Origin of the sequence: Kitasatospora sp. NPDC004615, assembly GCF_042873545.1 — a bacterium.
Lineage (GTDB): Bacteria > Actinomycetota > Actinomycetes > Streptomycetales > Streptomycetaceae > Kitasatospora.
Genome location: NZ_JBIALQ010000004.1, coordinates 530,325 through 553,984, shown reverse-complemented (window position 1 = coordinate 553,984; position 23,660 = coordinate 530,325). Strand labels below are relative to the sequence as shown.

24 protein-coding genes are annotated in these 23,660 nt (G+C 72.7%); 11 read left to right on the top strand and 13 right to left on the bottom strand.

All coding sequences use genetic code 11. The annotated features are described in order from the left end of the window. Positions 1-123: 123 nt before the first annotated feature. Entirely contained in the window at positions 124-759 is a 636-nt protein-coding gene (locus tag ACFYS8_RS17205) for a TetR/AcrR family transcriptional regulator (RefSeq protein WP_387641841.1), read from the top strand. 19 nt (positions 760-778) lie between these two features. Here the strand turns inward: ACFYS8_RS17205 and ACFYS8_RS17200 are convergent, their stop codons facing one another. Continuing rightward, complete coding sequence (locus tag ACFYS8_RS17200) at positions 779-1,204, bottom strand: hypothetical protein (protein ID WP_387641839.1); 426 nt, start codon at positions 1,202-1,204, stop codon at positions 779-781. Positions 1,205-1,273: 69 nt separating this feature from the next. Between ACFYS8_RS17200 and ACFYS8_RS17195 the strand changes: the two genes are divergently transcribed. The 3 genes from ACFYS8_RS17195 to ACFYS8_RS17185 all read left to right on the top strand — a co-directional run bounded on the left by ACFYS8_RS17195 (position 1,274) and on the right by ACFYS8_RS17185 (position 4,156). Continuing rightward, positions 1,274-1,867, top strand: a complete 594-nt coding sequence (locus ACFYS8_RS17195) for a TetR/AcrR family transcriptional regulator (RefSeq protein WP_387641837.1) — start codon at positions 1,274-1,276, stop codon at positions 1,865-1,867. 115 nt (positions 1,868-1,982) lie between these two features. Further along, positions 1,983-3,401, top strand: a complete 1,419-nt coding sequence (locus ACFYS8_RS17190; RefSeq protein ID WP_387641834.1) for an MFS transporter — start codon at positions 1,983-1,985, stop codon at positions 3,399-3,401. A 137-nt stretch (positions 3,402-3,538) separates the two neighbouring features. Then, the gene (locus tag ACFYS8_RS17185) at positions 3,539-4,156 is read left to right on the top strand and encodes a TetR/AcrR family transcriptional regulator (RefSeq protein ID WP_387641832.1); all 618 of its coding nucleotides are present in this window, start codon (positions 3,539-3,541) and stop codon (positions 4,154-4,156) included. A gap of 26 nt (positions 4,157-4,182) precedes the next feature. Here ACFYS8_RS17185 and ACFYS8_RS17180 read toward each other — a convergent pair whose 3' ends face one another. Continuing rightward, on the bottom strand, positions 4,183-4,560 hold the full coding sequence (locus ACFYS8_RS17180; RefSeq protein WP_387641829.1) for a hypothetical protein: 378 nt from the start codon (positions 4,558-4,560) through the stop codon (positions 4,183-4,185). A gap of 84 nt (positions 4,561-4,644) precedes the next feature. Further along, positions 4,645-4,974: a hypothetical protein gene (locus tag ACFYS8_RS17175; protein ID WP_387641827.1), complete on the bottom strand. Its 330-nt coding sequence runs from the start codon at positions 4,972-4,974 to the stop codon at positions 4,645-4,647. Positions 4,975-5,058: 84 nt separating this feature from the next. Between ACFYS8_RS17175 and ACFYS8_RS17170 the strand changes: the two genes are divergently transcribed. After that, on the top strand, positions 5,059-6,051 hold the full coding sequence (locus tag ACFYS8_RS17170; RefSeq protein WP_387641825.1) for a hypothetical protein: 993 nt from the start codon (positions 5,059-5,061) through the stop codon (positions 6,049-6,051). Here ACFYS8_RS17170 and ACFYS8_RS17165 read toward each other — a convergent pair. Next, entirely contained in the window at positions 6,048-7,067 is a 1,020-nt protein-coding gene (locus tag ACFYS8_RS17165) for a helix-turn-helix transcriptional regulator (protein ID WP_387641823.1), read from the bottom strand. The two genes, ACFYS8_RS17170 and ACFYS8_RS17165, sit on opposite strands and share 4 nt — an antisense overlap. Positions 7,068-7,195: 128 nt before the next feature. Between ACFYS8_RS17165 and ACFYS8_RS17160 the strand changes: the two genes are divergently transcribed. Beyond that, positions 7,196-8,824, top strand: coding sequence for an MFS transporter (locus ACFYS8_RS17160; protein ID WP_387641820.1), 1,629 nt, complete (start codon positions 7,196-7,198; stop codon positions 8,822-8,824). Here ACFYS8_RS17160 and ACFYS8_RS17155 read toward each other — a convergent pair whose 3' ends face one another. Continuing rightward, positions 8,825-10,342, bottom strand: a complete 1,518-nt coding sequence (locus ACFYS8_RS17155) for a helix-turn-helix domain-containing protein (RefSeq protein ID WP_387641817.1) — start codon at positions 10,340-10,342, stop codon at positions 8,825-8,827. It abuts the gene before it with no gap. 258 nt (positions 10,343-10,600) lie between these two features. Between ACFYS8_RS17155 and ACFYS8_RS17150 the strand changes: the two genes are divergently transcribed. Next, complete coding sequence (locus tag ACFYS8_RS17150; protein ID WP_387641814.1) at positions 10,601-13,801, top strand: M28 family peptidase; 3,201 nt, start codon at positions 10,601-10,603, stop codon at positions 13,799-13,801. A 72-nt stretch (positions 13,802-13,873) separates the two neighbouring features. On the opposite strand, the gene ACFYS8_RS17145 is transcribed toward ACFYS8_RS17150, so the two are convergent. Continuing rightward, entirely contained in the window at positions 13,874-14,719 is an 846-nt protein-coding gene (locus ACFYS8_RS17145) for a hypothetical protein (RefSeq protein WP_387641812.1), read from the bottom strand. A gap of 174 nt (positions 14,720-14,893) precedes the next feature. On the opposite strand from ACFYS8_RS17145, the gene lepB reads away from it, so the two are divergent. Both lepB and ACFYS8_RS17135 read left to right on the top strand, forming a co-directional pair. Further along, positions 14,894-15,598, top strand: coding sequence for a signal peptidase I (lepB, locus tag ACFYS8_RS17140; protein WP_387641810.1), 705 nt, complete (start codon positions 14,894-14,896; stop codon positions 15,596-15,598). A 178-nt stretch (positions 15,599-15,776) separates the two neighbouring features. Then, complete coding sequence (locus tag ACFYS8_RS17135; protein ID WP_387641807.1) at positions 15,777-16,412, top strand: gamma carbonic anhydrase family protein; 636 nt, start codon at positions 15,777-15,779, stop codon at positions 16,410-16,412. A gap of 4 nt (positions 16,413-16,416) precedes the next feature. Here ACFYS8_RS17135 and ACFYS8_RS17130 read toward each other — a convergent pair whose 3' ends face one another. Further along, a complete protein-coding gene (locus ACFYS8_RS17130) occupies positions 16,417-16,557 on the bottom strand; it encodes a hypothetical protein (protein ID WP_387641805.1) in 141 nt (46 codons plus the stop codon). 93 nt (positions 16,558-16,650) lie between these two features. On the opposite strand from ACFYS8_RS17130, the gene ACFYS8_RS17125 reads away from it, so the two are divergent. Beyond that, complete coding sequence (locus ACFYS8_RS17125) at positions 16,651-17,583, top strand: DUF389 domain-containing protein (RefSeq protein WP_387641803.1); 933 nt, start codon at positions 16,651-16,653, stop codon at positions 17,581-17,583. Positions 17,584-17,589: 6 nt separating this feature from the next. Here the strand turns inward: ACFYS8_RS17125 and ACFYS8_RS17120 are convergent, their stop codons facing one another. The 5 genes from ACFYS8_RS17120 to ACFYS8_RS17100 all read right to left on the bottom strand — a co-directional run bounded on the left by ACFYS8_RS17120 (position 17,590) and on the right by ACFYS8_RS17100 (position 22,000). Then, complete coding sequence (locus ACFYS8_RS17120; RefSeq protein ID WP_387641800.1) at positions 17,590-19,182, bottom strand: MFS transporter; 1,593 nt, start codon at positions 19,180-19,182, stop codon at positions 17,590-17,592. Positions 19,183-19,237: 55 nt separating this feature from the next. Continuing rightward, a complete protein-coding gene (locus ACFYS8_RS17115) occupies positions 19,238-19,531 on the bottom strand; it encodes an SHOCT domain-containing protein (RefSeq protein ID WP_387641797.1) in 294 nt (97 codons plus the stop codon). Positions 19,532-19,623: 92 nt separating this feature from the next. Further along, positions 19,624-20,091, bottom strand: coding sequence for a DUF6325 family protein (locus ACFYS8_RS17110; RefSeq protein WP_387641795.1), 468 nt, complete (start codon positions 20,089-20,091; stop codon positions 19,624-19,626). Between the two features lie 747 nt (positions 20,092-20,838). Then, entirely contained in the window at positions 20,839-21,489 is a 651-nt protein-coding gene (locus ACFYS8_RS17105; protein WP_387641792.1) for a hypothetical protein, read from the bottom strand. Positions 21,490-21,538: 49 nt separating this feature from the next. After that, positions 21,539-22,000, bottom strand: a complete 462-nt coding sequence (locus ACFYS8_RS17100) for an SUKH-3 domain-containing protein (protein ID WP_387641790.1) — start codon at positions 21,998-22,000, stop codon at positions 21,539-21,541. A gap of 271 nt (positions 22,001-22,271) precedes the next feature. Here ACFYS8_RS17100 and ACFYS8_RS17095 point away from each other — a divergent pair, with 271 nt between their 5' ends. Beyond that, complete coding sequence (locus ACFYS8_RS17095; RefSeq protein ID WP_387641788.1) at positions 22,272-22,508, top strand: hypothetical protein; 237 nt, start codon at positions 22,272-22,274, stop codon at positions 22,506-22,508. A gap of 22 nt (positions 22,509-22,530) precedes the next feature. Here the strand turns inward: ACFYS8_RS17095 and ACFYS8_RS17090 are convergent, their stop codons facing one another. Then, positions 22,531-23,634: an RICIN domain-containing protein gene (locus ACFYS8_RS17090; RefSeq protein WP_387641786.1), complete on the bottom strand. Its 1,104-nt coding sequence runs from the start codon at positions 23,632-23,634 to the stop codon at positions 22,531-22,533. Positions 23,635-23,660: the final 26 nt, after the last annotated feature.

Below are 23,660 nucleotides of genomic sequence, written 5' to 3'. Positions count from 1 at the left end.
TCCTCTCCGTGGAAGGCGCTCATTCAATCGAATGATGGAGGAATGGGCAATGCTCCATGACCTGCGATTTTTCGCTCCGTCATGTGATTGAAACCGGCACTCCGCCTCGGGTAGCCTCGGCCCATGAGCACCCGGTCCGACGACGGTCCCCGCGAACGCATCCTGGCGACCGCCACCCGACTGTTCGCCGAGCGCGGCTACGACGCCACCAGTACCCGGGCGATCGGCGACGCCGTCGGGCTGAACATCGCCACCGTCGCCTACCACGTGGGCGCGAAGCCGGAGTTGTACCGCGAGGTGATGCGCCGGGCCCATCTCGCCCAGCGCGAGGTGGTGACCGCCGCCGTCCGCCAGCTGCACACCTGCGGCCCGTCCGCCGAGGAGACCAGGGCGGCGCTGCTCGCCTTCGTCGACGCCTACCTGTCGTTCTGCCTGAACCACCCCGAGGTGCCGGCGCTGTGGATGCGCCGCTGGCTGGCCGAGGGCTCCGACCTGGCCGACATCGAGACCGAGTTCGCCGGCCCGCTGGTCGCCGAGGTCGCCGCCGCCGTCCGCGAGGTGCTCGCCCGGGCCGGCCTCGGCGCCGGGGTGGACGTCGAGATGCTGGTCTTCACCATCGTCTGGACGTCCCACTCCTTCGGCCAGGCCGGCGTCATCGACCCGGCCGGCCGCCGCCTCGGCCCGCTCGACCTGCCGGTCCTCGACCGCTTCCGGCACCACCTGCACACGGTGGTCACGGGCGTTCTCGACCAGTCCTGACGGCCGCTTTGAGGATGCCTCAGCTCTCTTCGCCTCGGCTCTCTTCGGCTCGGCCCTCCTCGACTCGGCCCTCCTCGGCACGACCCTCCTCGGCGCGGGCCAGCACCGCCGCGAACACCAGTGGCGCGAGGGCCTGGTAGCCGATCCACACCTCGCCACCCGCGCTGCTGCCGCCGTGCGCCAGCAGCAGCCCGGCGGCGGCGGTCAGCACCCAGCCGGCGTCGTAGCCGATCATCAGCCGGGTGCAGGTGCGGGCCGGCCGCCGCCGCACGAAGCGGATCTCGGCCGCGCCGCAGATCAGCAGGGCCACCGCGCAGACGATCATCAGCCATGGCGCGACGCCGAGTTGGCCGCCGACCTGCACGGCCCCGAGGCCGAACACCGCCGCCAGCAGCACCTTGAAGGCGCCGTCGGCCACGATCCCCACCGTCCTGTTCCTCGCCATGCGAGTTCCCCTCCCCTGAGCGTTTCCCGTTTCTCATAACGAGATTACGGTAATAATCAGACTATGCGAATGACGAGGGCCGAGGCCAAGGAACGCAACCGCCGGGCACTGCTGGACGCCGCTCTCCAGCTGGTATCCCGGGACGGCTACCGCGCGAAGCTGGACGAGATCGCCGCGCTGGCCGGGGTGACCACCGGGGCGGTGTACTCGCTGTTCGGCAGCAAGAACGGCCTGGTGGTGGCCGTGGTCGCGGACCACCTGGGCCCGCACTACGCCGAACTCGAACAGGCCCTGCCGCGCGAACTCGACCTGCCGGCGGCGGTCGACGCCTTCGCCCGCCACTACCGCCGCAGCTGCGACCGCCCCGACGCGATGGCCGCGCTGTCCCTGCAGGTGACGCTGCTGGACATGGCGGTGCACGACACCGACCTGCGCACCCGGCTGGCCGAGTCGGTGCGGGCCCAGGAGGCGCAGCTGGTGGAGCTGTTCGCCGGACGCGCGCTCGCCGGTGGCACGGTGACGGCGGATCGGGCGCAGCGCCTGGTCACCGCGCTGCGGGCGCTGTTCGTCGGGCTCACCCAGGGTGTGCTGCTGGGTCTGCACGAGACGGCCGACGAGCAGTTCTTCGCGGATGCCGCGCGGGCGCTGACCCAACTCGCCTGACCGGCCTCGGCTTTCCCGCCCTCCAGCCTCCAACTCGAACAGCACTGTTCAAGTTGGAGGTTTTCCGGTATCCATTAACCCGTACACCACTGTTCGAGTTACGGGGGGTCCACCCATGCACGGCACCGCGCACCACCCACCGTCCACCCACGCCCCGGCCGCCGGGCATCCGCGCCGCCGGCTGCTGCTCGGGGTGCTCTGCCTGGCCCAGTTCGTGCTGATCGTGGACGTCACGGTCATCAACGTCGCGCTGCCCGCGATCGGCGCCGACCTGCACCTCGGCCGCTCCGCGCTGACCTGGGCCGTCACCGCGTACACGCTCTGCTTCGGCGGGCTGATGCTGCTCGGCGGACGGCTGGCCGACGCGTTCGGGGCGCGCCGGGTCCTGACGGCCGGTCTGCTCCTGTTCACCGCCGCCTCGCTGGCCGGCGGCCTGGCCGACGGGCCCGCCGTCCTGCTCGCCGGACGCGCCGCCCAGGGCGTGGGCGCGGCCCTGGTCTCCCCCGCCGCGCTGGCCGCGCTGACCCGGGCGTTCGACGGGCCGGAGCGCACCAAGGCGCTCGGTGTGTGGGCGATGCTCGGCGGCATCGGCTTCGCCGCCGGCGCGATGCTCGGCGGGCTGCTCACCGCCGGACCGGGCTGGCACTGGGTGTTCTTCGTCAACCTGCCCGTCGGCCTCGGCGTCCTCGTCGCGCTGCCCGCGCTGCTCCCGTCCGCCCCGGCTGTCGGCGACCGGCGGATCGACCTGCCGGGCGCACTGCTGGTCACCGCTGCGACCGGCGCGCTGATCCTCGGGCTGGTCAACGCCGGTGACCACGACTGGAGTTCGGCCTCCGTCCTGCTGCCCCTCCTCGGCTCGGTGGTGCTCTACGGCCTGTTCGTCCTGCTGGAACGCCGGACGGCCGCCCCGCTGATGGACGTCCGCATCCTGGCCCGCCGCCCGGTCGCCGCCGGCTCACTGCTGATGCTGGCCGCCACCGCGCTGCTGCTCGGCCTGGTCTTCCTCGCCTCGCTCTACCTGCAGGACGTCCGCCACCTGTCCGCGCTCGCCACCGGAGCACTGGTCCTGCCGATGGCGGCGGGCACCGCCGTCGCCGCCCACTTGACGGGCCACCTGCTCGCCCACGCGGGCGTCCGCACCGTCGCCGCCGGGGGCCTGCTGCTGGCCGCGGCCGGGAGCGTGCTGCTCGCCGTCACGGACGGGCCTTGGTGGACGGTCGCCGGGCTGACGATCGCCGGGTTCGGGGTGGTGCCGGTGCTGGTCTGCGCGACCACCACCGCGCTCGGTTTCGTCCCGCACGAGGAGGCGGGCGTGGCGTCCGGCGTGGTCAACACCTTCCACGAGGTCGGCGGCGCGATCGGCATCGCGGTCGTCTCCACCGCCGCCGCCCCCGGCATCGTCGCCCACATCTCGGCCGGCTTCCCCACCGCCCACCTGGTCCTTGCCGCGGCCGCCCTGCTGATGGCCGCCCTCGCCCCGGTGCTGATCCCGCCGGGCCGCGCCGAACGGCCTGCGGGCATGCACGCGCACTGAGGCGACGCGCGCATGCACGGGCGGGCGGGTGGCCTGCAGGGAGCCTGCGTAGAAATCGCACACCTCCCGCGCATGCGCGGGCGGGTGGCCTGCCGGCACCCCGCAGGACCCGAAAGAGACGGGCCTAGACTCCGACCATGGAATCCGACCAGCGCGGCGCCGCCGCGTCCACCCGGCGCGGCGGCTCCGGGCAGCCCCGGCGGGCCGATGCCGAACGCAACATCGCCGCGATCCTGGCCGCCGCCGCCGACTGCTTCGCCCGCGACCCGCAGGCCAGCATGACCGAGATCGCCGCCGCGGCGGGCGTCGGCCGGGTCACCCTGTACGCGCACTTTCCGTCCCGCGAGGCGCTGCTCGGCGAGTTGATGGACCGCGCGCTGCGCGAAGTCACGGCCACCGTCGCGGCCCACCACCTGGAGCGCGCACCGGCCGACCAGGCCCTGCGCACCCTGCTGCGTTCGTCCTGGCACCTGCTCGACCGCAACCTGCGGATGCTGCACGCCGCCCGTCGCGCCCTGCCCGCGGAGACCGTCGAGGACCGGCACGCCGATGTCCTCGCCACCGTCGAGCAGTTGATCACCCGCGGGCAGGACGAGGGCGTCTTCCGCACCGACCTGCCCGCCCACTGGCTGGTCACCAGCGTCTACACGCTGATCCTCGCCGCGGGCGACCAGGTCGAGTCCGGCCGCTTCGGCTCCGCCGAGGCGCTGGCCGCCCTGGAGGCGACCGTCGGCTCCGCTCTGCGGAGCACCTGACCGGACATCAGCCACCTGACCGGACGTCAGCGGTCGTCGCGCGGGCGGTCCCACTCGTCGGGCTCGTCCGGCCCGTACTCGGCCTCGGACTGCTCGCGCAGCTTCACCGCCCGCTTCTCGGACGCGGCGCGCTCCTCCGGCGACATGTTCGCCGCCGCCTCCCGCATCTCGCCGAGCCGCGCCCCGATCGCCGACAGGTACCGGTCGGACTCGACCACGTCCTTCATGCCGATCCGCCCGCTCAGCACCTCCCGGGCCATCTGCTGGAGCTCCGGCCCGACGCCGTCCGCCTTCGCGATCGTCCGCAGCGCCCGGTGCAACTCCGCGGCCTGCGACGGGTTGTCGGCGACGTCGAGCAGGTCCGCGTCCGAGATCTCCGGCTCGCGATCGTCTGCTGCGCCCATGGCTGCCTCCTCGGGATCGGTGAATCAAGAGATCATAGTCCCCCGCCCAGAGGAGGCGTCATGTGCCCCGGCCTCGAGGCGGGTTCACTCAGCAGTGGTCCTCGACGTAGAGCATCCGCCGCCCGGCCCGGCCCGGAACTCGTGGGCCAGGTACCGCCCGGACCACGTCCCGCCAGGGCCCTTGTACTCGTCCTTGATCAGGGCCCAGAGCGTGGAACGCTCCGCCTCGGCCACGGGTCGCGGGCTGATGCCGCCCATGTCCCCCCACACCACGGGCGTCGCCGCGTCCTTCACCAGCCGACGGACGAGGCGGAGGTCCAGGCGCTTGCGGTGGAGAACCCAGCAAGTGCCTTGCCCGTCAACGAGCGTGACGGGGTCGGCCAGGCTGTCGGGGTTCGCGGGGAACGACTTCATGCCGCGAGTCTTGCAGAGCCCGGACGGACGGAGCGGGGTAATTCGATGGTCTCCCCGCTTCCGGTCCGGCGATACTGACCCGCCATGACGAGCGATGAACACTCTGCCGACCCGGCGCTGCGCCGCGTGCTGGCCAAGGCGGGTGGGCCGGAACTGTTGGACGTGCTCTCCGAGGAGTTGACGGGTTCGGAGCTGACCACGCTGCTCCTGGAGGTCTTCCGGCGCCGCGCCGACCGGCTCACTCCGGCCGAGGTGATGCGGCGCTATCGCACCGACCGGTTCGTGACCCCGGCGCCGACCGGGTTCGCGCAACTGCGGCAGGCCGAGGACCTCCTGCTGTCCGCTCTGCCGGGCGACTTCCAGCTGGTCACCCTGGCTCCGCTGGTACCGCTGGCCGCGCACACGGCGGTGGCGACCGTGGATCCGCGCAAGGTCGTCGCCACCATCCGTGGCAGCGAGGTCGCCGCCGACCCGACCAATGCCCTGGCCCTGGAGGCGGCCGAGCGGAGATCCCGGGCCCTGGCCGCCGACCCCCGCTCCACCGTGCCCGTCCGGCTGGCCGCCGGCCAACGAGTCGTGCGTGCCCAGCACTTCGACGCGCCCGGCATGCTCGCCCACTTCCAGCTGTTCGCCCTGGTGACCGCCGGCCGGGACACCGGCAGCCGGGCGTTCGAGCACCAACACCTGGTCGAGCACCTGCGGTTCGCCGTCCGGGCGATGACACGCGCGGGCGCGCGCCGCACCGAGATCCGCCTTACCTGCCTCGACGAGCGCGCCGCGCCGGTCCTGGCCCGCACCCGGACGCAGCTGGCCGGGACACCGGGCGTCGACATCGTCGACGATCCCGACCGGGCGACCGGACGCGGCTACTACACCGACCTCTGTTACAAGATCCACGCCACCGTCCACGGCCGGCAACTGGAGGTCGCGGACGGCGGGTTCGTCGACTGGACCCAGCGCCTCGTCGGAAGCCGCAAGGAACGCCTCCTGATCGGCGGATTCGGCGTCGACCGGCTCGCCGCGATGCTGACGCCACCCACCGCCCCCGAACCGTCGCCTCCGGGCCGGACCGGCTAGGAACTGCCCGTCCTGGCCCTCGGCGGCACGGAGGCGTGTTCATCGGGCAGGGGCGCGCCGGCGGCGAGTCGGCCGATCAACCGGCGGGCCGCTTCGGCGAGTTCGGGCGGGCCTTCGACGGTGAACGGACAGTCGAAGGTGACGAGGAAGCCGAGGATCCCCGACCAGGACCACGCCCCCATCCGGATCCGGGTGGTCCGCTCGTCGACCGCTTCGAAACTCGCCGCGCCCGGAGCCCACTTCGCCACCAGCGTCGCGGGGCACTCCATCAGGACAGTGCCCCAGCACGGCCAGGTGTCCGCGGTGTCCCCCCGGTCGGGCTGGCTCTGGACGAAACTGGCGAGGTCCGTCTCCGGCACCTCGCGGGGGCCGAACCGCCATGCGGTGGAGGCCAGTTGACCGATCCGGTCGAGCCGGTAGGTGTGCCACGAGTTCCGCCGCTGGTCGTACGCCACCAGGTACCAGCGCCCGGACCAGACGACGAGCCGGTGGGGCTCGGCCAGCACCTCCTCGCCCTCCACCGGCTCGCGGTCGACGGACCGGTAGGCAAACCGCACCAGCTCGCGCTGCTGCGCGGCGGCACTCAGCTGCGCCAGCAGTGCGGGATCGACCTGGGGCGGGGCCAACTCCCAGGCGTTCTCGAGCTGTTCGACCGAGAAGGTGGCCAGCCTGCGGGCCAGGTGGGGAGGCAGCAGCTCCTTGATGGAGTTCAGCGCGCGCTTCGTGGCGTCCCCCACGCCGGTGACCGAGGCCGGGGCGGTCTGCAGGGCCAGCGCGATGGCGATGGCCTGCTCGTCGTCGACGACCAGCGGGGGCAGCCGAGCCCCGCGGGACAGCCGGTAGAAGCCGGAGGGGCCTTTGCGCGCCGTGACGGGATAGCCCAGTTCGCGCAGTCGGTTGATGTCGCGCCGGACCGTCCGCGGGGACACCCCCAGCCGCTCGGCCAGGCCGTCGCCGGTCCACTCCTTCTGGGCCTGCAGCAGGCTGAGCAGCTCCAGCGTTCGGTTGGCGATCACGGATTGCCCCCGGATTGGTGTGAGTAGCGGTCAGGTTACGTCCTCTTCTGCTGGCAGGGTGCCACTGGCTCGGAGGCCGGACGCCTCCCCCGCCCCCCATCGAACCTCCGACAGAACGGAAGAACGTCATGTCCGAGAATCCGGCTCGGCCCTCACCCGCCGACCGGCGCGCCTGGTGGGGCCTGATCGCCGTCTCCCTCGGTGTCGCGCTGGTGGTCGTGGACTTCACCATCGTCAATGTGGTGATGCCACCGATCATCGACGACCTGGGGATCTCGGCCTTCGGCGCCCAGTGGATCCAGGAGTCCTACGCGATCGTGCTGGCCGCCCTGCTGCTGGTGGCGGGCCGCCTCTCGGACGTCCTGGGAGCGCGCAGGCTGTTCGTCGCCGGGACGGTGCTCTTCGGGCTGGCCAGCATCGCAGCGGCGGTGTCGCCCACCGGCGGGCTGCTGATCGCCGGCCGGTTCGTGCAGGGTGTCGGTGGCGCGATCATCATGCCGACGTCGCTGGCGCTGCTCAACCTGAACTTCCGGGGGCCGGACCGCGGCAAGGCGTTCGCCGTCTGGGGATCGACGATCGGGGCGGCGGCCGCGGTCGGACCGCTGCTGGGCGGTTGGCTCGCCGACTACTCCTGGCGGTGGGCGTTCGGCATCAACCTCGCGGTCGTCGCCCTGATCCTCTCCGGCGTCATGAGGTTTCTCCCGCTCTCCCCCCGCCGGCCGGGACGACTCGACGCCGTCGGCGCGGCGCTGTCGGTGCTGAGCCTCGGACTTCTCGCGTTCGCGCTGATCGAGGGACGCAACTACGGGTGGTGGGAACCGCGCAAGGACTTCGGTCCGTTCGGGCAGGGCACGGGCCTCTCGGTCGTCCCGGTCGCCCTGGTCGCCGCGGTGGCGTGTCTCGTCCTCTTCCTGCTCCGCCAGGCTCGGTGTACCCGGGGCAGCGGAACGGCGCCGCTGATGGACACCTCCCTGTTCGGCATCAAGTCCTTCAGCACGGGCAACATCGCGACATTCGTCATCGCCCTGGCCGAGTTCGGCATGCTCGCCGTGCTGCCGCTCTGGCTCCAGTACGCCCTGGACTACTCACCGGTCCGGACCGGGCTGCTGGTCTTCGTCGTCGCGGTCGGCAGCTTCTTCGCGAGCGGCGCGAGCTTCGGCCTGGCCGAGCGGACCGGCCCGGTCGGCCTGGTCCGGATCGGCCTGCTCCTGGAGGCCGCCGGCCTGCTGACGTTCGGCCTGCTGGCCGGCAGCGACTCCCCGTGGTGGGTCATCGCCACCGCCCTGTTCCTGTACGGCACCGGGGTCGGCTTCGCCACCGCCCAGGTCACCAACGTGGTCCTCGCGGACGTGCCACCGCAACACGCCGGCCAGGGCTCCGGAATCCAGAGCGCCGCGCGCCAACTCGGCTCCGCACTCGGCATCGCCGTCCTGACCTCGACGTTCTTCACCGCACTGGCCTCCGACCTGTCGCACCGCCTCCTCCGGCAGGGAACACCCGGGGCCGACGCCGCCCGGCTGTCCTCGGCGGTCTCCGACAGCGCCGGCGCGATGATCGCCCGGCTCGCCGACAACCCGCAGACGGCGCCCGCCGCCGACGCCGCACGCGACGCCATGTCCCACGCGGTCCGGGTCAACGGCTGGACCTGCGCCGCGCTGCTCGTCCTCGGCATGCTGGCAACGTTCCTCATCCCCCGGCCCGAGCGGGGCGCCCAGCAGCGGGGAGAGAGCAACGCTGCCGACCTGACCCACGCCTAGCTAGATCGCGGCGGCCAGCCTGGCGGCGGTCTCGGTCGCGGTGCGGCCCCAGCGGGGTGCTCCGGCGGTGAGGCGGGTGCGCAGGCCGCGCAGTTCGTGGCGGACCAGGGCGGGGAGGGTGGCGGGCGGGGTGTCGAGGAGGGGGGTGAGGGTGGCGACGGCGGTGTGCGGGTCGTCCTGGCAGAGGTGGCAGTCGGCGATGCGGGCTGTCAGCATGGCGCGGGCGGCGGGGAGTTCGCCGGTGCCGAGCAGGCCGAGCGCGGTGTGGGCGGCGTCGAGGGCGAGGCGGGCGAGGCGGGGGTCGCCGCTCGCGGCGGCGAGGTCGCGCAGGGCGGCGGCGGAGCCGGATTCGATCCGCATCCGCAGGGCCGGCGGGGCGAGCCAGGCGATGTGGGTCTCGATGGGCTCGGGCTGGTCGAGGTGGAGCCGGGCCCGGCCGAGGTGGTGGACGGTGGCGGGGACGTCGCCGTCCAGCGCGGTGGCGCGGGCCTCGCCGATCTGGGAGAGCGCGCCGGACCAGTGGTGGCCGGGTGCGGCGCGGCGGATCTCGCGGGCGTAGCCGCGGGAGGAGAACGGGTCGTCGTCGAGCAGCCCGAGCACGGCCATGTCGCTGAGGGCGGCGACCTGGGTGGCGGGGTCGCCGGCGAGTTGGGCCCAGCCGACGGCGCGGTCGAAGCAGGCCATCGCGGTGGCGGGGCGTCCGCCGTGCAGGCGCAGGCTGCCCGCGGCGTGGGCGTGTTCGGCGGCGAGTCGGGCGAGGACGCGGCGGTGCCGGGCGGGCGCGTCGGCGAGCCGGGCGACCACGGCGCGCAGCGTGGCCTCGATCACGGCGCCGGGTCCGCGTTCGCCCATCGCTCGCTCAGCGCTGTGGAGTTGGGCGCCGAGGACGGCGGCGAGGGCGTGCACGGTGTCGGTGTCGAGCGGCGCGGCGGGGTTGTCGCAGAACGCCGAGTGCAGCGCCAACACGGCGTCGGGGGGCGGGAGTTGGCAGCCGGTGGCGCCGTGCAGCGGGCACTGCAGGTCGTGGTGGGGCAGCCGCTCGGGGAGGTGCTCGTGTGCTGCGGAACAAGCGGTCGCACTGGAGCCGGGGGGCAGCGGTGGCCGCAGCAGGTGGGCGGGCAGCGCGGGGCGGTCGGCCTCGGCGGTTTCGGCGCGTCCGTAGCAGCGGGTCAGTTCGCCGCTGGTGGAGAGGAGTTCGTCGAGGCGGCGGACGAGTCGGGGGGTGGCGCGGCGGGCGCCGTGTTCGAGGCGGCTGACGGCGGTGTGGTCGTAGCCGACGGCGGCGCCGAGTTGGGCCTGGGTCCAGCCGGCGTGGCGGCGCCAGTGGCGCAGCAGCGCGCCGAATTCCTGCCAGCCGCCACTGCCACTGCCCAGGTCGCTGCCGCTGCCGCTGCCGCCGCCACCGCCACTGCCCAGGTCGCTGCCGCTGCCGCTGCCCAGGTCGATGCCGCTGTCGATGCCGCTGCCGATGGCACCGCTGCCGTCCGGCATGGTGTCCGGGTCGGTTGCGCCCAGCATTCGCCGCCACCTCCCCGAAGGCTTCGCCGCCCCCGCCCGTGCGGGGGGCGGTATCGAGACGGTACCGAACCGACCCCGGCCGCGTACATGGCGTGGTCTGTACCTGTTGTTTTCCAACTGCCGCCAGGGTCGGGGAATTTGACGGAACTTGCCAGCTCTTGGCAGGCCCTGTCAGCTCCGTTGACCGTGGCATGGCGACGGTGTGAGGGTTCCGGGCACCCCCACACCTGTGGCACCCCCACATCATAGGAGCTCTGAATGAAACGCAGATTGCTGACCGCCGGCACCACCCTGGCCGTGCTGGGCGGCATGCTCGGCGGTTTCGCCGGGCAGGCAGCTGCCTCGCCCGCGCCCGCTCCGCTCGCGCCCACCCCACTGGCCGCAGCGGTCTCGGCGGCGGACCTGGCCGCGTCGGCCGGCCTGGACGCGCTGGCCAAGGGTCCTGACGAGTCGTACGAGCGACAGTCCGTCACCCCGTTCCTGGGCGGCCTGTACTCGGTGTCCTACGAGCGCACCTACAAGGGCCTGCCGGTGGTCGGCGGCGACGCGGTGGTGCTCGCCGACGGCCAGGGCAAGGTCCGGGCGGTGCAGAACGCGAAGTCCGGCCCGGTCGGGGTCCCGACGAAGGCGAAGATCGACGCCGCGGCCGCGGAGAAGGCGGCCCGGGCGAAGCTGGCGAAGGTCGACTCCGCCGAGGCCCCGCGGCTGGTGGTCCGGGTCAAGGACGGCACCTCGCGCCTGGCCTGGGAGTCGGTGCTGTCGGGTTCGGACGGGAACCGGCCGAGCCACCTGCACGTGTTCGTCGACGCGATCACCGGCGAGGTCGCCGACAGCTACGACGACGTGAAGGCCGGCACCATCAACAGCAAGTGGAACGGCCCGTCGCCGCTGACCATCTCCACCACCGGCTCCGGCAGTTCGTTCTCGCTGCGCGACCCGAACCGTCCGGGCCTGCAGTGTTCGGACTACTCGACGGGTTCGGTGTTCAGCAAGTCCTCCGACTCCTGGGGCACGGGCAACCCGACCTCGAAGGAGACCGGCTGCGCCGACGCGATGTTCGCGGCGCAGAAGGAGTGGGACATGCTCCGCGACTGGCTGGGCCGCAACGGCCACAACGGCAACGGCGGCAGCTGGCCGGTGAAGGTCGGTCTGAACGACATCAACGCGTACTGGGACGGCTCGACCATTTCGATCGGCCACAGCCAGGCCAACGAGTGGATCGCCGCGATGGACGTGGTGGGCCACGAGTTCGGCCACGGCCTCGACCAGTACACGCCGGGTGGCGCGTCCAGCAACGAGGCGGGCCTGGGCGAGGCGACCGGCGACATCATGGGTGCGCTGACCGAGGCGTACGCCAACGAGCCGGCGCCGTACGACTCCCCGGACTACACGGTCGGCGAGATGATCAACCTGGTCGGGCAGGGCCCGATCCGGGTGATGTACAACCCCTCGCAGATATCCGGGAACCCGAACTGCTACTCGGCGTCCATCCCGAACACCGAGGAGCACGCGGCGGCCGGCCCGCTGAACCACTGGTTCTACCTGCTGGCGGAGGGTTCGAACCCGGGCGGCGGCAAGCCGTCCAGCCCGACCTGCAACTCCTCCTCCAACCTGACCGGCGTCGGCATCCAGAACGCGGGCAAGATCTTCTACGGTGGCATGCTGCTGAAGACCAGCGGCATGACGTACAAGAAGTACCGCACCGCGACCCTGACGGCCGCGAAGAACCTGGACCCCACCTGCAACCTGCACGCCCGCACCAAGGCCGCCTGGGACGCCGTCAGCGTGCCGGCCCAGCCCGGCGACCCGAGCTGCACCGGCACCCCGACCAGTGACTACTCACTGGCGCTGAGCCCGTCCGCGGGCACCGTGCAGCAGGGCGCCTCGACCACCGCGACGGTCTCCACGGCCGTGACCTCGGGTTCGGCGGCGAACGTCTCGCTGTCCGTGAGCGGCGCGCCGACCGGCACCACCGCGGCGGTCTCCCCGTCGAGCGTGCAGACCGGCGGTTCGGCGACGCTGAATATCAGCGTCGGGGCGAACACCCCGGCGGGCACCTACCCGCTGACCGTGACCGGCTCCGGTCCGGCCACCCACACCGCGCAGTACCAGCTGACGGTGAGCGGCGGTGGCGGCAACCCCGGCGGCTCGGCCCCGGACGTCGACGTGGCCAAGGTGCAGGCGCACCTGAGCCAGCTGTACACCGTGGCGCAGCAGAACGGCGGCAACCGCCGGGCGGGCAGCGCGGGTTACGCGCAATCGCTGGCGTACGTGAAGGGCAAGCTTCAGGCGGCGGGCTACACCGTCACCGAGCAGACCTGCACCTCGTGCAGCTACATCTCGAACAACCTGATCGCGGACTGGCCGGGCGGCCCGTCGGACCAGGTCACCATGTTCGGCGCGCACCTGGACTCGGTCTCGGCCGGCCCGGGAATCAACGACAACGGCTCGGGTTCGGCGGTGCTGCTGGAAAACGCGCTCGTGCTGGCGCAGCAGAACCCGACGATGAGCAAGCACGTCCGGTTCGCCTGGTGGGCCGGTGAGGAGCAGGGCCTGCAGGGCTCGGCGTACTACGTCGGCCAGCTGTCCTCGGCCCAGCGCTCGGCGATCAAGGGCTACTACAACTTCGACATGGTCGGCTCGCCGAACGCCGGCTACTTCGTCAACAACGTCAACTCGGCCACCGCGGCGCCGCTGAAGGCGTACTGGGACTCGTTGAACCTCCAGCCGGAGGAGAACGTCGAGGGCCAGGGCCGTTCCGACGACTACTCGTTCCAGCAGGCCGGCATCCCGACCTCGGGCTACGCGGCGGGTGCGGACGCCGTGAAGACGTCCGGGCAGGCCGCCAAGTGGGGTGGTACGGCTGGCCGTTCGTACGACTCCTGCTACCACCAGTCCTGCGACACCACCTCGAACGTCGACGCGACGGTGCTGAACCGCAACGCCGACGGTGTGGCGTACGCGATCTGGAAGACCTCGGTGGGCGGCACCACCACGCCGGTCAACGACTTCAGCGTGTCGGTGAACCCGGCCACCGGTACCGTCCAGGCCGGTTCGTCCGCCACCGCGACGCTCTCCACGGCGACCACCTCCGGTTCGGCGCAGAGCGTGTCGCTGACCGCGAGCGGCGCGCCGTCCGGTGCCACCGTCTCGTTCAGCCCGTCCACCGTCTCCAGCGGTGGCAGCTCGTCCCTGACGGTCGCCACCTCGGCGTCCACCCCGGCCGGCACGTACACCATCACGCTGACCGGCACCGGCGCCTCGGCCACCCACGCCACCACCTTCACCCTGGTGGTGAACGGCGGCGGCAGCGGCGGCACCACCTGGGCGGCGGGCGTCAACTACAACGCGGGTGACGTGGTCACCTACAACGGCGTCAGCTACCGCTGCCTGCAGGCCCACACCTCGCAGAGCACCTGGACGCCGGACGTGGTTCCCGCCCTCTGGCAGCGCGTCTAGCAGTCGCGACGTGGGCGGTGCCGCGGCCGGTTGGGGGACCGGTCGCGGCATCGCTCGCTTTCCGGCGTGCGGTCAGCCGGGCAGGCGCACGGCGGCCACTCCGGCCTGGTGCTCGCCGAACCCCCAGCCCATGACGAGCGAGCAGCCGGCCGCGTCCAGCACGTCGCTCCATGGCCAGTGCTCGGAGCCGCTGCAGAAGCCGCCCTCGCTGCGCGCATCGGCCTCGGTGCGGCAGAGCGCGCGCAGGTGGTCGCGGAGCCCGGGGTGGGCGACCGCGCGCAGCGGCGCCTCCCAGGTCTCGTCCCCGGGACGGTCGATGCTCACGTCGTGCCCGGTCACCAGGTGTTCGGGGCCGCGCTCGGTGAAGGTCGCGGCCCGCATCGCCTCGTCCAGGGTGCCGCCGGTGGCGACGCGCAGAACGACGGTCAGCCAGTGGTTCAGCCGCACGCACGCCTCGTCGGTCAGGTCGACCCCGTGGCGGCGCAGCAGCGGTGCCAGCTCCACGCCCCGCACCACCGCGCCGTCCGTGTCGTCCACGGCGGCGACGGCGCGCAGGTCGGCGACGAAGGCCTCGTCGAACGGCCTCGGGCCCTTGTGCCCGTCCGCGCCCCACGCGCCCGTTCCGGCGAGCAGGTCGGGGTCGAAGCGGAACAGCGAGGCGCCCAGGTCGAACTGCCAGTTCCACGGGGAGAAGGGGTGCGGGCCGTCCGGGTCCGGCAGGTAGCCCGGCTCGGCCGCCGACAGGGCGTCGGGGGTGGCCCAGGTGTTGGGGAACAGGAACTCGTCGAGGGTGTCCGAGGCGTAGTACGCCCCGTACCGGGCGCCGGCGGGTTCCGCCGCCACGCCGTTGCCGAGGAATATCGCGAAGGCGTCGGCCAGCGCGGCGTCCCATCCGCCGGGTTCCGTATCGGTCGTCACGGGTGAACCTCTCCTACCTGTCGTGTCACGGGAGTTGAGGAACGGTACCGACTGCCGGCGACAGGCGTTTTACGTTCCCCAGACGGGCCGTGTCCGTACGATGGCGCCCGGGCGGACCCGGAAAGGGCTGTCCGGCCGCCGGGGAAGGGTCGTCCGTTGTCGCACCGTGCCGCTGTGCTCACCCGATTGCGGGCGATCAGCTCTTCGAAGCGGCCCGCCGGCCGGCGTTCGGCGCTGCGCGGGCTGGTGGTGCCGGCGGTGGTGGCGCTGGTGCTGGCGTTCGTGCTGAAGACCTTCGTGTTCCAGGTGTTCGTGATCCCGTCCGGGTCGATGATGGGCACCCTGCAGAAGGGCGACCGGGTCGCGGTCGACAAGTTCAGCCCGTGGCTCGGGGACACTCCGCAGCGCGGCGAGGTGGTGGTGTTCCGCGATCCGGGCGGCTGGCTCCCCGGCAAGTCGGACACCGGGGGCGTCGCCGGCGGTGTCCGCAACGTGCTGAGCTGGGTCGGGCTGGCGCCGTCCGCGGACGAGAAGGACCTGATCAAGCGGGTCGTCGCGGTCGCGGGCGACACCGTCGACTGCCGCGCCGGCCACCCCCTGACGGTGAACGGCACCGCCCTCGACGAGCCGTACCTCTACCCCGGCGCCACGCCCTGCGACGACTACCCCGTGGGCACCGTCACCGTCCCGCCGGGCCACCTGTGGGTGATGGGCGACCACCGCAACGACTCCGCCGACTCCCGCTACCAGCAGCTCTACAACCCCGGCGGCGGCTTCGTCCCGGTCGACCACGTCATCGGCCGCGCCCGCGTTCTGCTCTGGCCCCTCCCCCGCTGGGCCTCGCTGCCCGTCCCCGACACCTTCCACCACCTCGGCTGACGGCCGGCCCATCCGCAGGTTCGGCAGCCGGGCCGCCACGGCTGCGCCCAGCCGGCGGCGATCTCGGTGTCGTCGGGCCGTACGCCGCCCGGAAGTTGAGGGTCCGTCACCGTTCGACCATAGCGCCGTGTCCGGTTTCCGCCGGTGCGGCGGTCCGCGCTGCTCGAGAATCCCGCCGGTGACCACACACCCGCAGGGAATCCGGATCAGGCACCGCGGCGCTCTTCCGCAGGTGCACCCCAGCGCCTATGTCGCGCCGACGGCCACGCTGGTCGGCGATGTGCGGATCGGGCCCCGCGCGCGGGTGATGTACGGCGCGGTGCTGGATGCCGAGGGCGCGTTCGTCGAGGTCGGGGAGGCGACGGTGGTGTGCGAGAACGCCGTCCTGCGGGCCTCCGCCGTCGCCGCCGAGCAGCCCGTCACTCTCGCCGACCACGTGTGCGTCGGCCCGCACGCCACGCTGCTGGGGTGCACCGTGCGGCGCTGCGCGTATCTGGCCACCTCGGCGAGTGTGCTGCAGGAGGCCCGGGTCGGCGCGGGGACGGTGGTCGCCGTCTCCGCGCTCGTCCATGCCCGCACGGTGCTTCCGGACGAGTTCTTCGTTCCTCCGCACTGCCTCGCCGTCGGCGACCCGGTGCGGATCTTCGCGCCCGGTGACCCGGCCGTGCCGCAGGCCATCGCCGAACTCGGCTTCGCGGGCGTGGCGTTCGGCATCGACGCCGCGCTGACCGACCGCCTGGCCCGCTACGAGCGCATCGCCGAGGTGCGCGTGCGGGAGTTCGGCGCGCACCTGGACGACCTCCGGGAGCGGTGAACCGTCAGGCCGTCACGGGTTCCAGCCGCAGGCGCTGGAGCGGCGGCGACGGGGGCGGGTCGGCCGGGCCGAACCAGACGCGGACGTCGAGGCCGGTACGGACGGGGAGTCGCGGGAAGTCGTTGACGGCGTGCCTCGCCGCCACCGCCCAGGCTCTGGCGGCCCGTTACGCCGGGTGAACCGGTCCCGGGGGCAGGGCCTAAGGTTTGGCCGACAGCGCGACCGCCCGGAGGACCCTTTGCTTCAGCTGCGACTCATCGTTCCCGCCGACCTGCGCGCACAGGTGCTCGACCGGATCGACGCCTGCGTCGGTGTCGCCCACGTCGCCGTGCTGCCCGGTGGGGCGGTTCGGCCGCCCGGGGACCTGGTGCTGTGCGACGTGGCCCGCGAGGCGGTCGACGAACTGCTCGGCGAACTGCGCGCGCTGGGCCTGGCCGAGCGCGGGGCCATCACCGTGGACGAGTCGGGGCTGACGATCTCGCGGGCCGCCGAGGAGGCGGAGGAGCGGGCCCCTGGTGAGGGTGTGGACGCGCTGGTGTGGGAGGAGGTGTCCGGGATCGTCCACGAGGAATCCACCCTCAGCTGGGTCTTCCTCGCGCTGCTGACCGTCGCCACCATGCTGGCCGCCTGCGGCGCCGTCCTGGACAGCGCGATCCTGGTGGTCGGCGCGATGGCCGTGGGCCCGGAGTTCGGCCCGCTCGCCGGGTTGTGCGTCGCCGTGGTGCAGCGCCGGGCCCGCCCGGCGGCCCGCTCCCTGCTGGCCCTGCTGGTCGGATTCACCGTCGCGATGGCCCTCACGGTGGGGTTCGCGCTGGCGATGGACGCTCTCGGCCTGTTCAGCGATGCCAAGTTCGCGGCGGCCCGCCCCAACACCTCGTTCATCTGGCAGCCGGACGCGATGTCCTTCGTGGTCGCCTTCCTGGCCGGTGTCGCGGGCCTGCTGTCGCTGACCTCCGCCAAGGCGTCCGCGCTGGTCGGGGTGGCGATCTCGGTCACCACCGTGCCGGCGGCGGCCAACGCCGCGGTGGCCGTGGCGTACGGCGAGTACGCGCAGGGCTGGGGCTCCGCCGTGCAGCTGGCGCTCAACCTGTCGGGAATCGTCCTCGCCGGCGTGCTCACCCTGCTCGCCCAGCAGGGCGCCTGGCGCTTCGCGCGCCGCGGACCGCGCTGAGCACCCTCAGCCGGGCGGCCGGGGCGCCGCGCGGGTGGTCGGGAGGTGGCGGGTGAACAGCAGTGCGCCGCCGGTGATCAGCGCGCAGGCGAGGACCGCGGACTTGAGGCCCTGGATCTGCGCGTCCTGGTAGTGGCCGACGATCACCTCGGCCTCCTGCGGCGTCACATCGGACCGGGTGGCCAGCGCGGCGGCGACCTGGTCGGCGGGGACGAAGGACACCCCCGCCTCCACGTGCGTCCCGGCCTCCTGGGCGACGGCCTGGCTCACCCGGGGGTCGCTCTCGATCCGGGTGGTGACGGAGGCGGCGAGGGCGCCGATGAGGAGCGCGCCGATCAGCGCCGTGCCCAGCGAGGAGCCGAGGTTCTGCGCGGTGTACTGCAGGCCGCCGGCCTCGCTGCGCTCCGACGCCCGCACGCTGGACTGCACCGTGTTGCCCAGCTGCGAGGCGAGCATGCCCAGGCCGATGCCGAGCAGCGCCATCGCACCGGCGAACGAGGCGCCCTTCAGCTGCGGCCCGATGGCCGTGATCAGCCACAGGGTGGCGGCGAGCAGCACCAGCAGGCCGATCCGGACGATCGCCCGGGACGAGGCGAACCGCAGCAGCAGCGAGCCGCACATCGAGGTGGCGAGCATCGTCACGGACACCGGCAGCAGCCGCAGCCCGGTCTGGAAGGCGTCCAGCCCCTGCACGACCTGGAGGTAGAGCGGGATGACGAAGAACAGGCCCAGCAGCACGGTGTTCTGGTTGAACAGCGTCACCAGTCCCGCGCGCAGCGGCCGGTTGCCGAACAGCTCCAAGTCGACCAGTGGTGTCCCGCCCCGCCGCTCGTAGTGCCGTTCGTGCACGCAGAAGGCGTACAGCAGCACGGCGCCCAGCCCGATGGTGAACAGCGTCGGGGCGAAGCCGAGGACGGTGAACGGGGGGTTACGGGGCTGCACCCAGCCCCAGGTACCGCTCTGCAGGACGGCCAGCACCACCAGGGCGAGACCGGCAGCGGACAGCACGGCGCCGAGCACGTCCAGCGCGGGCCGGTCCTCCGGCGCGGGCTGCGCCGGCACCCAGCGCATCACCGCCAGGATCGCCACCACCAGGACCACCTCGCCCGCGAACACCAGCCGCCAGGTCAGGTAGGTGGTGACCCAGCCTCCGAGCAGCGGCCCGACGGCGATGCCCGCACCGGCCAGCCCGCCGACCACCCCGTAGGCGATCGCCCGCTCGCGCCCCTGGTAGGACCCGGCCACCAGCGCGGCCAGCGCGGGCAGCACCAGCGCCGCGCCCAGCCCCTCGATCACCGACCAGCCGAGCGCGAGCACGCCGACGGTCGGCGCCAGCGCGGTCAGCCCGGAGCCGCACCCGTACACCACCAGGCCGATCACGAAGACCTGCCGGCGGCCGAGCATGTCGCCGACCTTGCCGCCGGTCAGCATGAAGGCCGCCATCACCAGGGTGTAGAGGGTGATGACGGCCTGGATGGTGGTCACGTCGGTGTGGAAGTCGGCGACCAGCTGGCTGATCGACACGTTCATCACCGAGGCGTCCAGCACCATCAGGAACTGGGCCGTCCCGAGGACGATCAGCGGCTTCCACCTGTTCACTGCGCCTCCCGGGCGTCCCGATGCCGGTTCCCCCGGTTCCCCCGGTTCCCCTGGTTCAGCCGCCGAGGATCCGCGCCTTCTGCGCGGCGAACTCCTGCTCGGTGAGCACGCCCTGCTCCTTGAGCGCGGCGAGCTGCTGGAGCTGGTCGAGCTTCTGCTCCATGTCCGGCGCGCCCGCCGGAGCCTGCTGCGGGGGCGGGGGCGGGGCGGCGGGTTCGGCGTAGCCGACCTGCTGGGGGTCCTGCTGCGCCCAGCGTCCGGCCTGGCGGCGGGAGACCCGGTTGGAGACGGCGGTGGCGGTACCGGAGATGACCGCGGTACGGGCGACGCCACGGAGCAGTCCGGGCATGGCGTTCTCTTTTCTCTGGCGGTTCTCTGGCGGTTTCTCTGGCGGTTTCTCTGGCGGTTTCTCTGGGGGTGTCTCTGGGGGTGTCTCTGCGGTCAGGCCGCGGGCCCGGTTCCGAGCTCCTCGATCGCGTCGAGCACCTCGACCAGGTCCTGCAGCGGAACGCGCCCGCCGGCGACCATCCGGGCGTCGGCCCGGCGCAGCGCGGCGGCGAGCGGGGCGGCCCACCGGTTCTCGTAGAGCAGGACGACGGCGGAGTCGCCGGGGTCGAGCAGGCCGCCGGCCTCGGCCAGGTCGGCGTCGCCGAGCAGGCCGGAGGAGGCGCCCTCGAACACGGCGAGGTCGAGCTTTCCGTCTCCGTCGAGGTCGGCCACTTCGACGGCCGCGACCGTGCCGTCGGTGCCCTTGCGGAGGAAGATCAGGTCGAGGATCCGGATGATGCCGCGGTCGACCAGGTCGACCAGCAGTGGCATGCCCTCGCCGGTCAGCCGGCTGCCCGGGAAGGAGATCACCAGGTAGTCGATCGGGCCCAGTTCGTCCGGGTCTTGGAGTTGCTTGCTCACGGCGGCTCCCTCACAGCGGCTCCCGGGATGGAAGGCCGGCCGGGCATGCCGACCGGGACCGGGCCGGCGGCGTTCGCCGCGTACCGGCCCGGTCCCACGCTAGCCCGCACCCCGGTTCCCCGCGCTCCGGTGCGGCCGCGCCGCTACACCGGGCGACCGGGTACGGAACGCGGCACCTCGCTGCCCACGGGGGTGAACCCGCACGCGAGAATGGCCTGCGGCAAGCGCACGTCGGCCTCCGGGACAAGGGTTGGTCAGGCTCGCACAGCTCGATGCTCAACTCCCGCCACCCGGCCGGCTCTTCACCGACCGCTACCGGCCCGCGCTCCGGTGCGGCCGTGCCGCTACTCCGGGCGACCGGGTGCGGAACGCGGCACCTCGCTGCCGACGGGGGTGAACCCGCACGCGAGAATGGCCTGCGGCAAGCGCCCGCCGGCCTCCGGGACAAGGGCTGGTCCGGCTCGCACAGCTCGATGCCCAACTCCCGCCGCCCGGCCGACTCTTCGACGACCGCTACCGGCCCGCGCTCCGGTGCGGCCGTGCCGCTACTCCGGGCGACCGGGTACGGAACGCGGCACCTCGCTGCCGACGGGGGTGAACCCGCACGCCAGAATGGCCTGCGGCAAGCGCGCTTCGGCCTCCGGGACAAGGGTTGCTCCGGCTCGCACAGCTCGATGCTCAACTCCCCCCGCCCGGCCGGCTCTTCGACGACCGCTACCGGCCCGCGCTCCGGCGCGGGCCGTGCCGCTACTCCGGGTGAACGGGGCGTCGTGGGCGCAGCAGCACCTCGCTGCCGACGGGGGTGAATCCGCAGGCGAGGAAGGCGCGCAGCGAGCGGGCGTTGCCGGGCGAGACGGCGGCGAAGACCGGTTCGCCTTCCGGGACGAGGGTGAGTGCGTCGGCGATCAGCGTGCGTCCGCGGCCGGGGAGGGGTTCGTCGGGGTCGTGCAGTTCGATGCTCAACTCCCGCCGTCCGGCGAGTCCTTGGGCGAGTGTGACCAGCCCGCGCGCGTCGCCGTACACCTCGACGCCGGCCCGTATCTCGCGGGCGTGCTGGACCCGGGGGTGTGCGTCCGCGCCGTCCAGCGGGCCGAGTTGGGCGGGGCCGCCGCTGCCGGGGGCGACCAGTGTCGCGTCGAGGCAGCCGATCCAGCCGCCGGGGCCGGCCAGGTGGCGCAGGAAGTCGGGCGCCATCGACTCGCCGAACCCGTCCGCCCCGTGTGCCCGCACCTCGTCGGCGGGCCGCGCCGTGGCGACCACCGCGTGTCCGGTGAACGCCACCGAGCACTCCAGCCCGGCCGCCAGCGGCCCGAGCACCGTCACCTCGCCGTCCACCGGCGGGAACACGCCTTTGGCCGCGTCCAGGAAGTACCCCAGCAGCGGATGCGACTCGACCATCCTTCTACCACCCGTCAGTTGTGGATCACCGCTCCCGAACCTACGCCGATCAGCCCCCGTCCACTGGCGGTTCGTTACGGATCCAGCGGGGCATGACCCCGAGGATCAGGTGCTCCATCGCCTGCGGCATCGGCCCGAAGCTGGCCAGTGCGCCCTCGACCAGGTAGACCTCGCCGGTCTCGTCGATGCCCAGGAAGAACCGGCCGTGGTCGAGTTCGCCGAGCGGGAAGATCCGCCGCCCGACGTCCTCCCCGAGCTCCAGGTACCGGTCCTCCTCCCCCACGGCCAGCTCGGGGTCGAGTTCGAACGGCGTGCGCGCGCAGGTGATTCCGGGCCCGTCGATGTCGACGGTCAGCCCGCCGAACTCGCGCAGGAACGCTTCCGCCGCCGCGTGCAGCTCCACACCTCCGGGCTCGAACAGCTCCCGCCACCGCCCGGTCTCCACCGCCCGCCCGGGCGTCCACCCGGACGCCGTCAGCACCCTGGTCACCTCGTCCGACCATCGGTTCATTCGTCATCCCCCTTGCCCGTCACGGTGGTTCACCTTCCCACACCGGCGCGCACGGGGCGCACTTCGGGCTGGCGCACGCCTGGACGCGGTACTACGTACCACCCGATCGGCCGAGCAGGAACGCTCCGGCATCGATCGGGCTCGCGTCGGGCCGCCATCATCGTGCCGGTACCCGAACCACCGTGGCTGCGACCGGCTCCCGGCCGGCCGCAGCACGACGCCTGCGTGGTGCCACTCCTCCCGCACGGCCATTCGAAAGGGAATGCGCACGATGAAGTTCCACCACCTCGCCCGCCGGGCCCAGTCGATCGCCGCCGCGGTGGTCCTCGCCGTCGGTACCTTCACCGGCGTCTCCCCGGCCCACGCGGCCGACTCCTGCGAGCAGGCTCAGCTCCGCATCGCGCAGGACTTCGACGCCAACTCCCCCCGCCCGGCCCGGATCCAGGCCGCCGCGGCCCGTGCGCTCGGCCGCGGCCCCGCCGACCTCACCGGCTGGGCCAGCAGCTGACCCGGCGCGCCGGGCGCCGCCGTCAGGTTCCGGCGCAGTTGGTGAACGTGGCCCGGGTCCGTGCGCTGTAGATGCTCGCGCCGCCGTTGGCGTCGTACTTGAGCGGCACGGTGATGGTGTCGTCGGCGGTCCACGGGAAGCCCTGGGTGTCGAAGGTCCAGGTTCCGGTGGCCTTGGTGGCGAGTTCGGACAGCGCGACCCACCCGTACTGGCGCGGGGGCACGCTCACGGTCAGCTTGTTGCCCATCTCCTGCTTGAGGTCCACCGTGGTGGCGCCGTTGACCTCGGCGGTGACCTCGAGTTGGAGCTTGGCCAGGCCGACGTCGCCTCCGACGGACAGGCTTCCGCCAAGTTTGAAGCCGATGGTGTTGGTCCACCCTGTGGTGGTGTTGAGCGTGAACTCCCACGGGATCGTGGTCGAGGTGTCGTTGAACCAGATCGGGGAGACGCACGACTCCGGCAGCGTGAACGGCGGTGTCTGGCTGGCCGTGGACCACGAGCAGGTCGAGGTGTCCTTGTTGCACCGGGCGGCCGCGTAGTCCACGGCGGTGTTCCACGCCGTCTGGTAGACCTCGGCGGGCAGCACCCACTGCTGGTAGGGCGTGTTGTCGCAGCGGTAGGTGTACACCCAGTTGTCGGTGGCGGGCGGTATCTGGACGGTCAGGCAGGAGTTGTCGCCGACCTGGCGGATCCTGAACGCCTTCTGTGCCGATCCGGCGACCGGTTGGAAGTACCACTGTTCGGACGCGCGCCCGTCACAGGGCTGTTGCCGCAGTTGGTAGCGGGCGGTGGTGAGGTCCATGCACTTGCCGGTGGTGGTGTTGACGATCGCGAAGCCCGAACCGAGGCTGGTGCCCGTGTTGATGCGCCACGCCGTGGCGGATCCGGGCGCCGGGTTGACCGAGATGGCCGCGTTGTCGTCGTAGCTGCCGCCCTGGACGTCCAGCAGTTTTCCGTTGCTGACGTTGGTGATCGTCAGCTGGATCAGCGCCGTGGGCGACGCGGCGCTCTCCTCGTGCGCGGCGGCGGGGGACGCCGTGATCCCCACGGCCGCGCACAGCGCCGCCGCGACGACGGTGGCCTTCCTCCAGAACGTCCTTCGCTGCCTTGATGGTTCGGTTGTCACCGGCACGATCCTTTCGTGATGCGCAG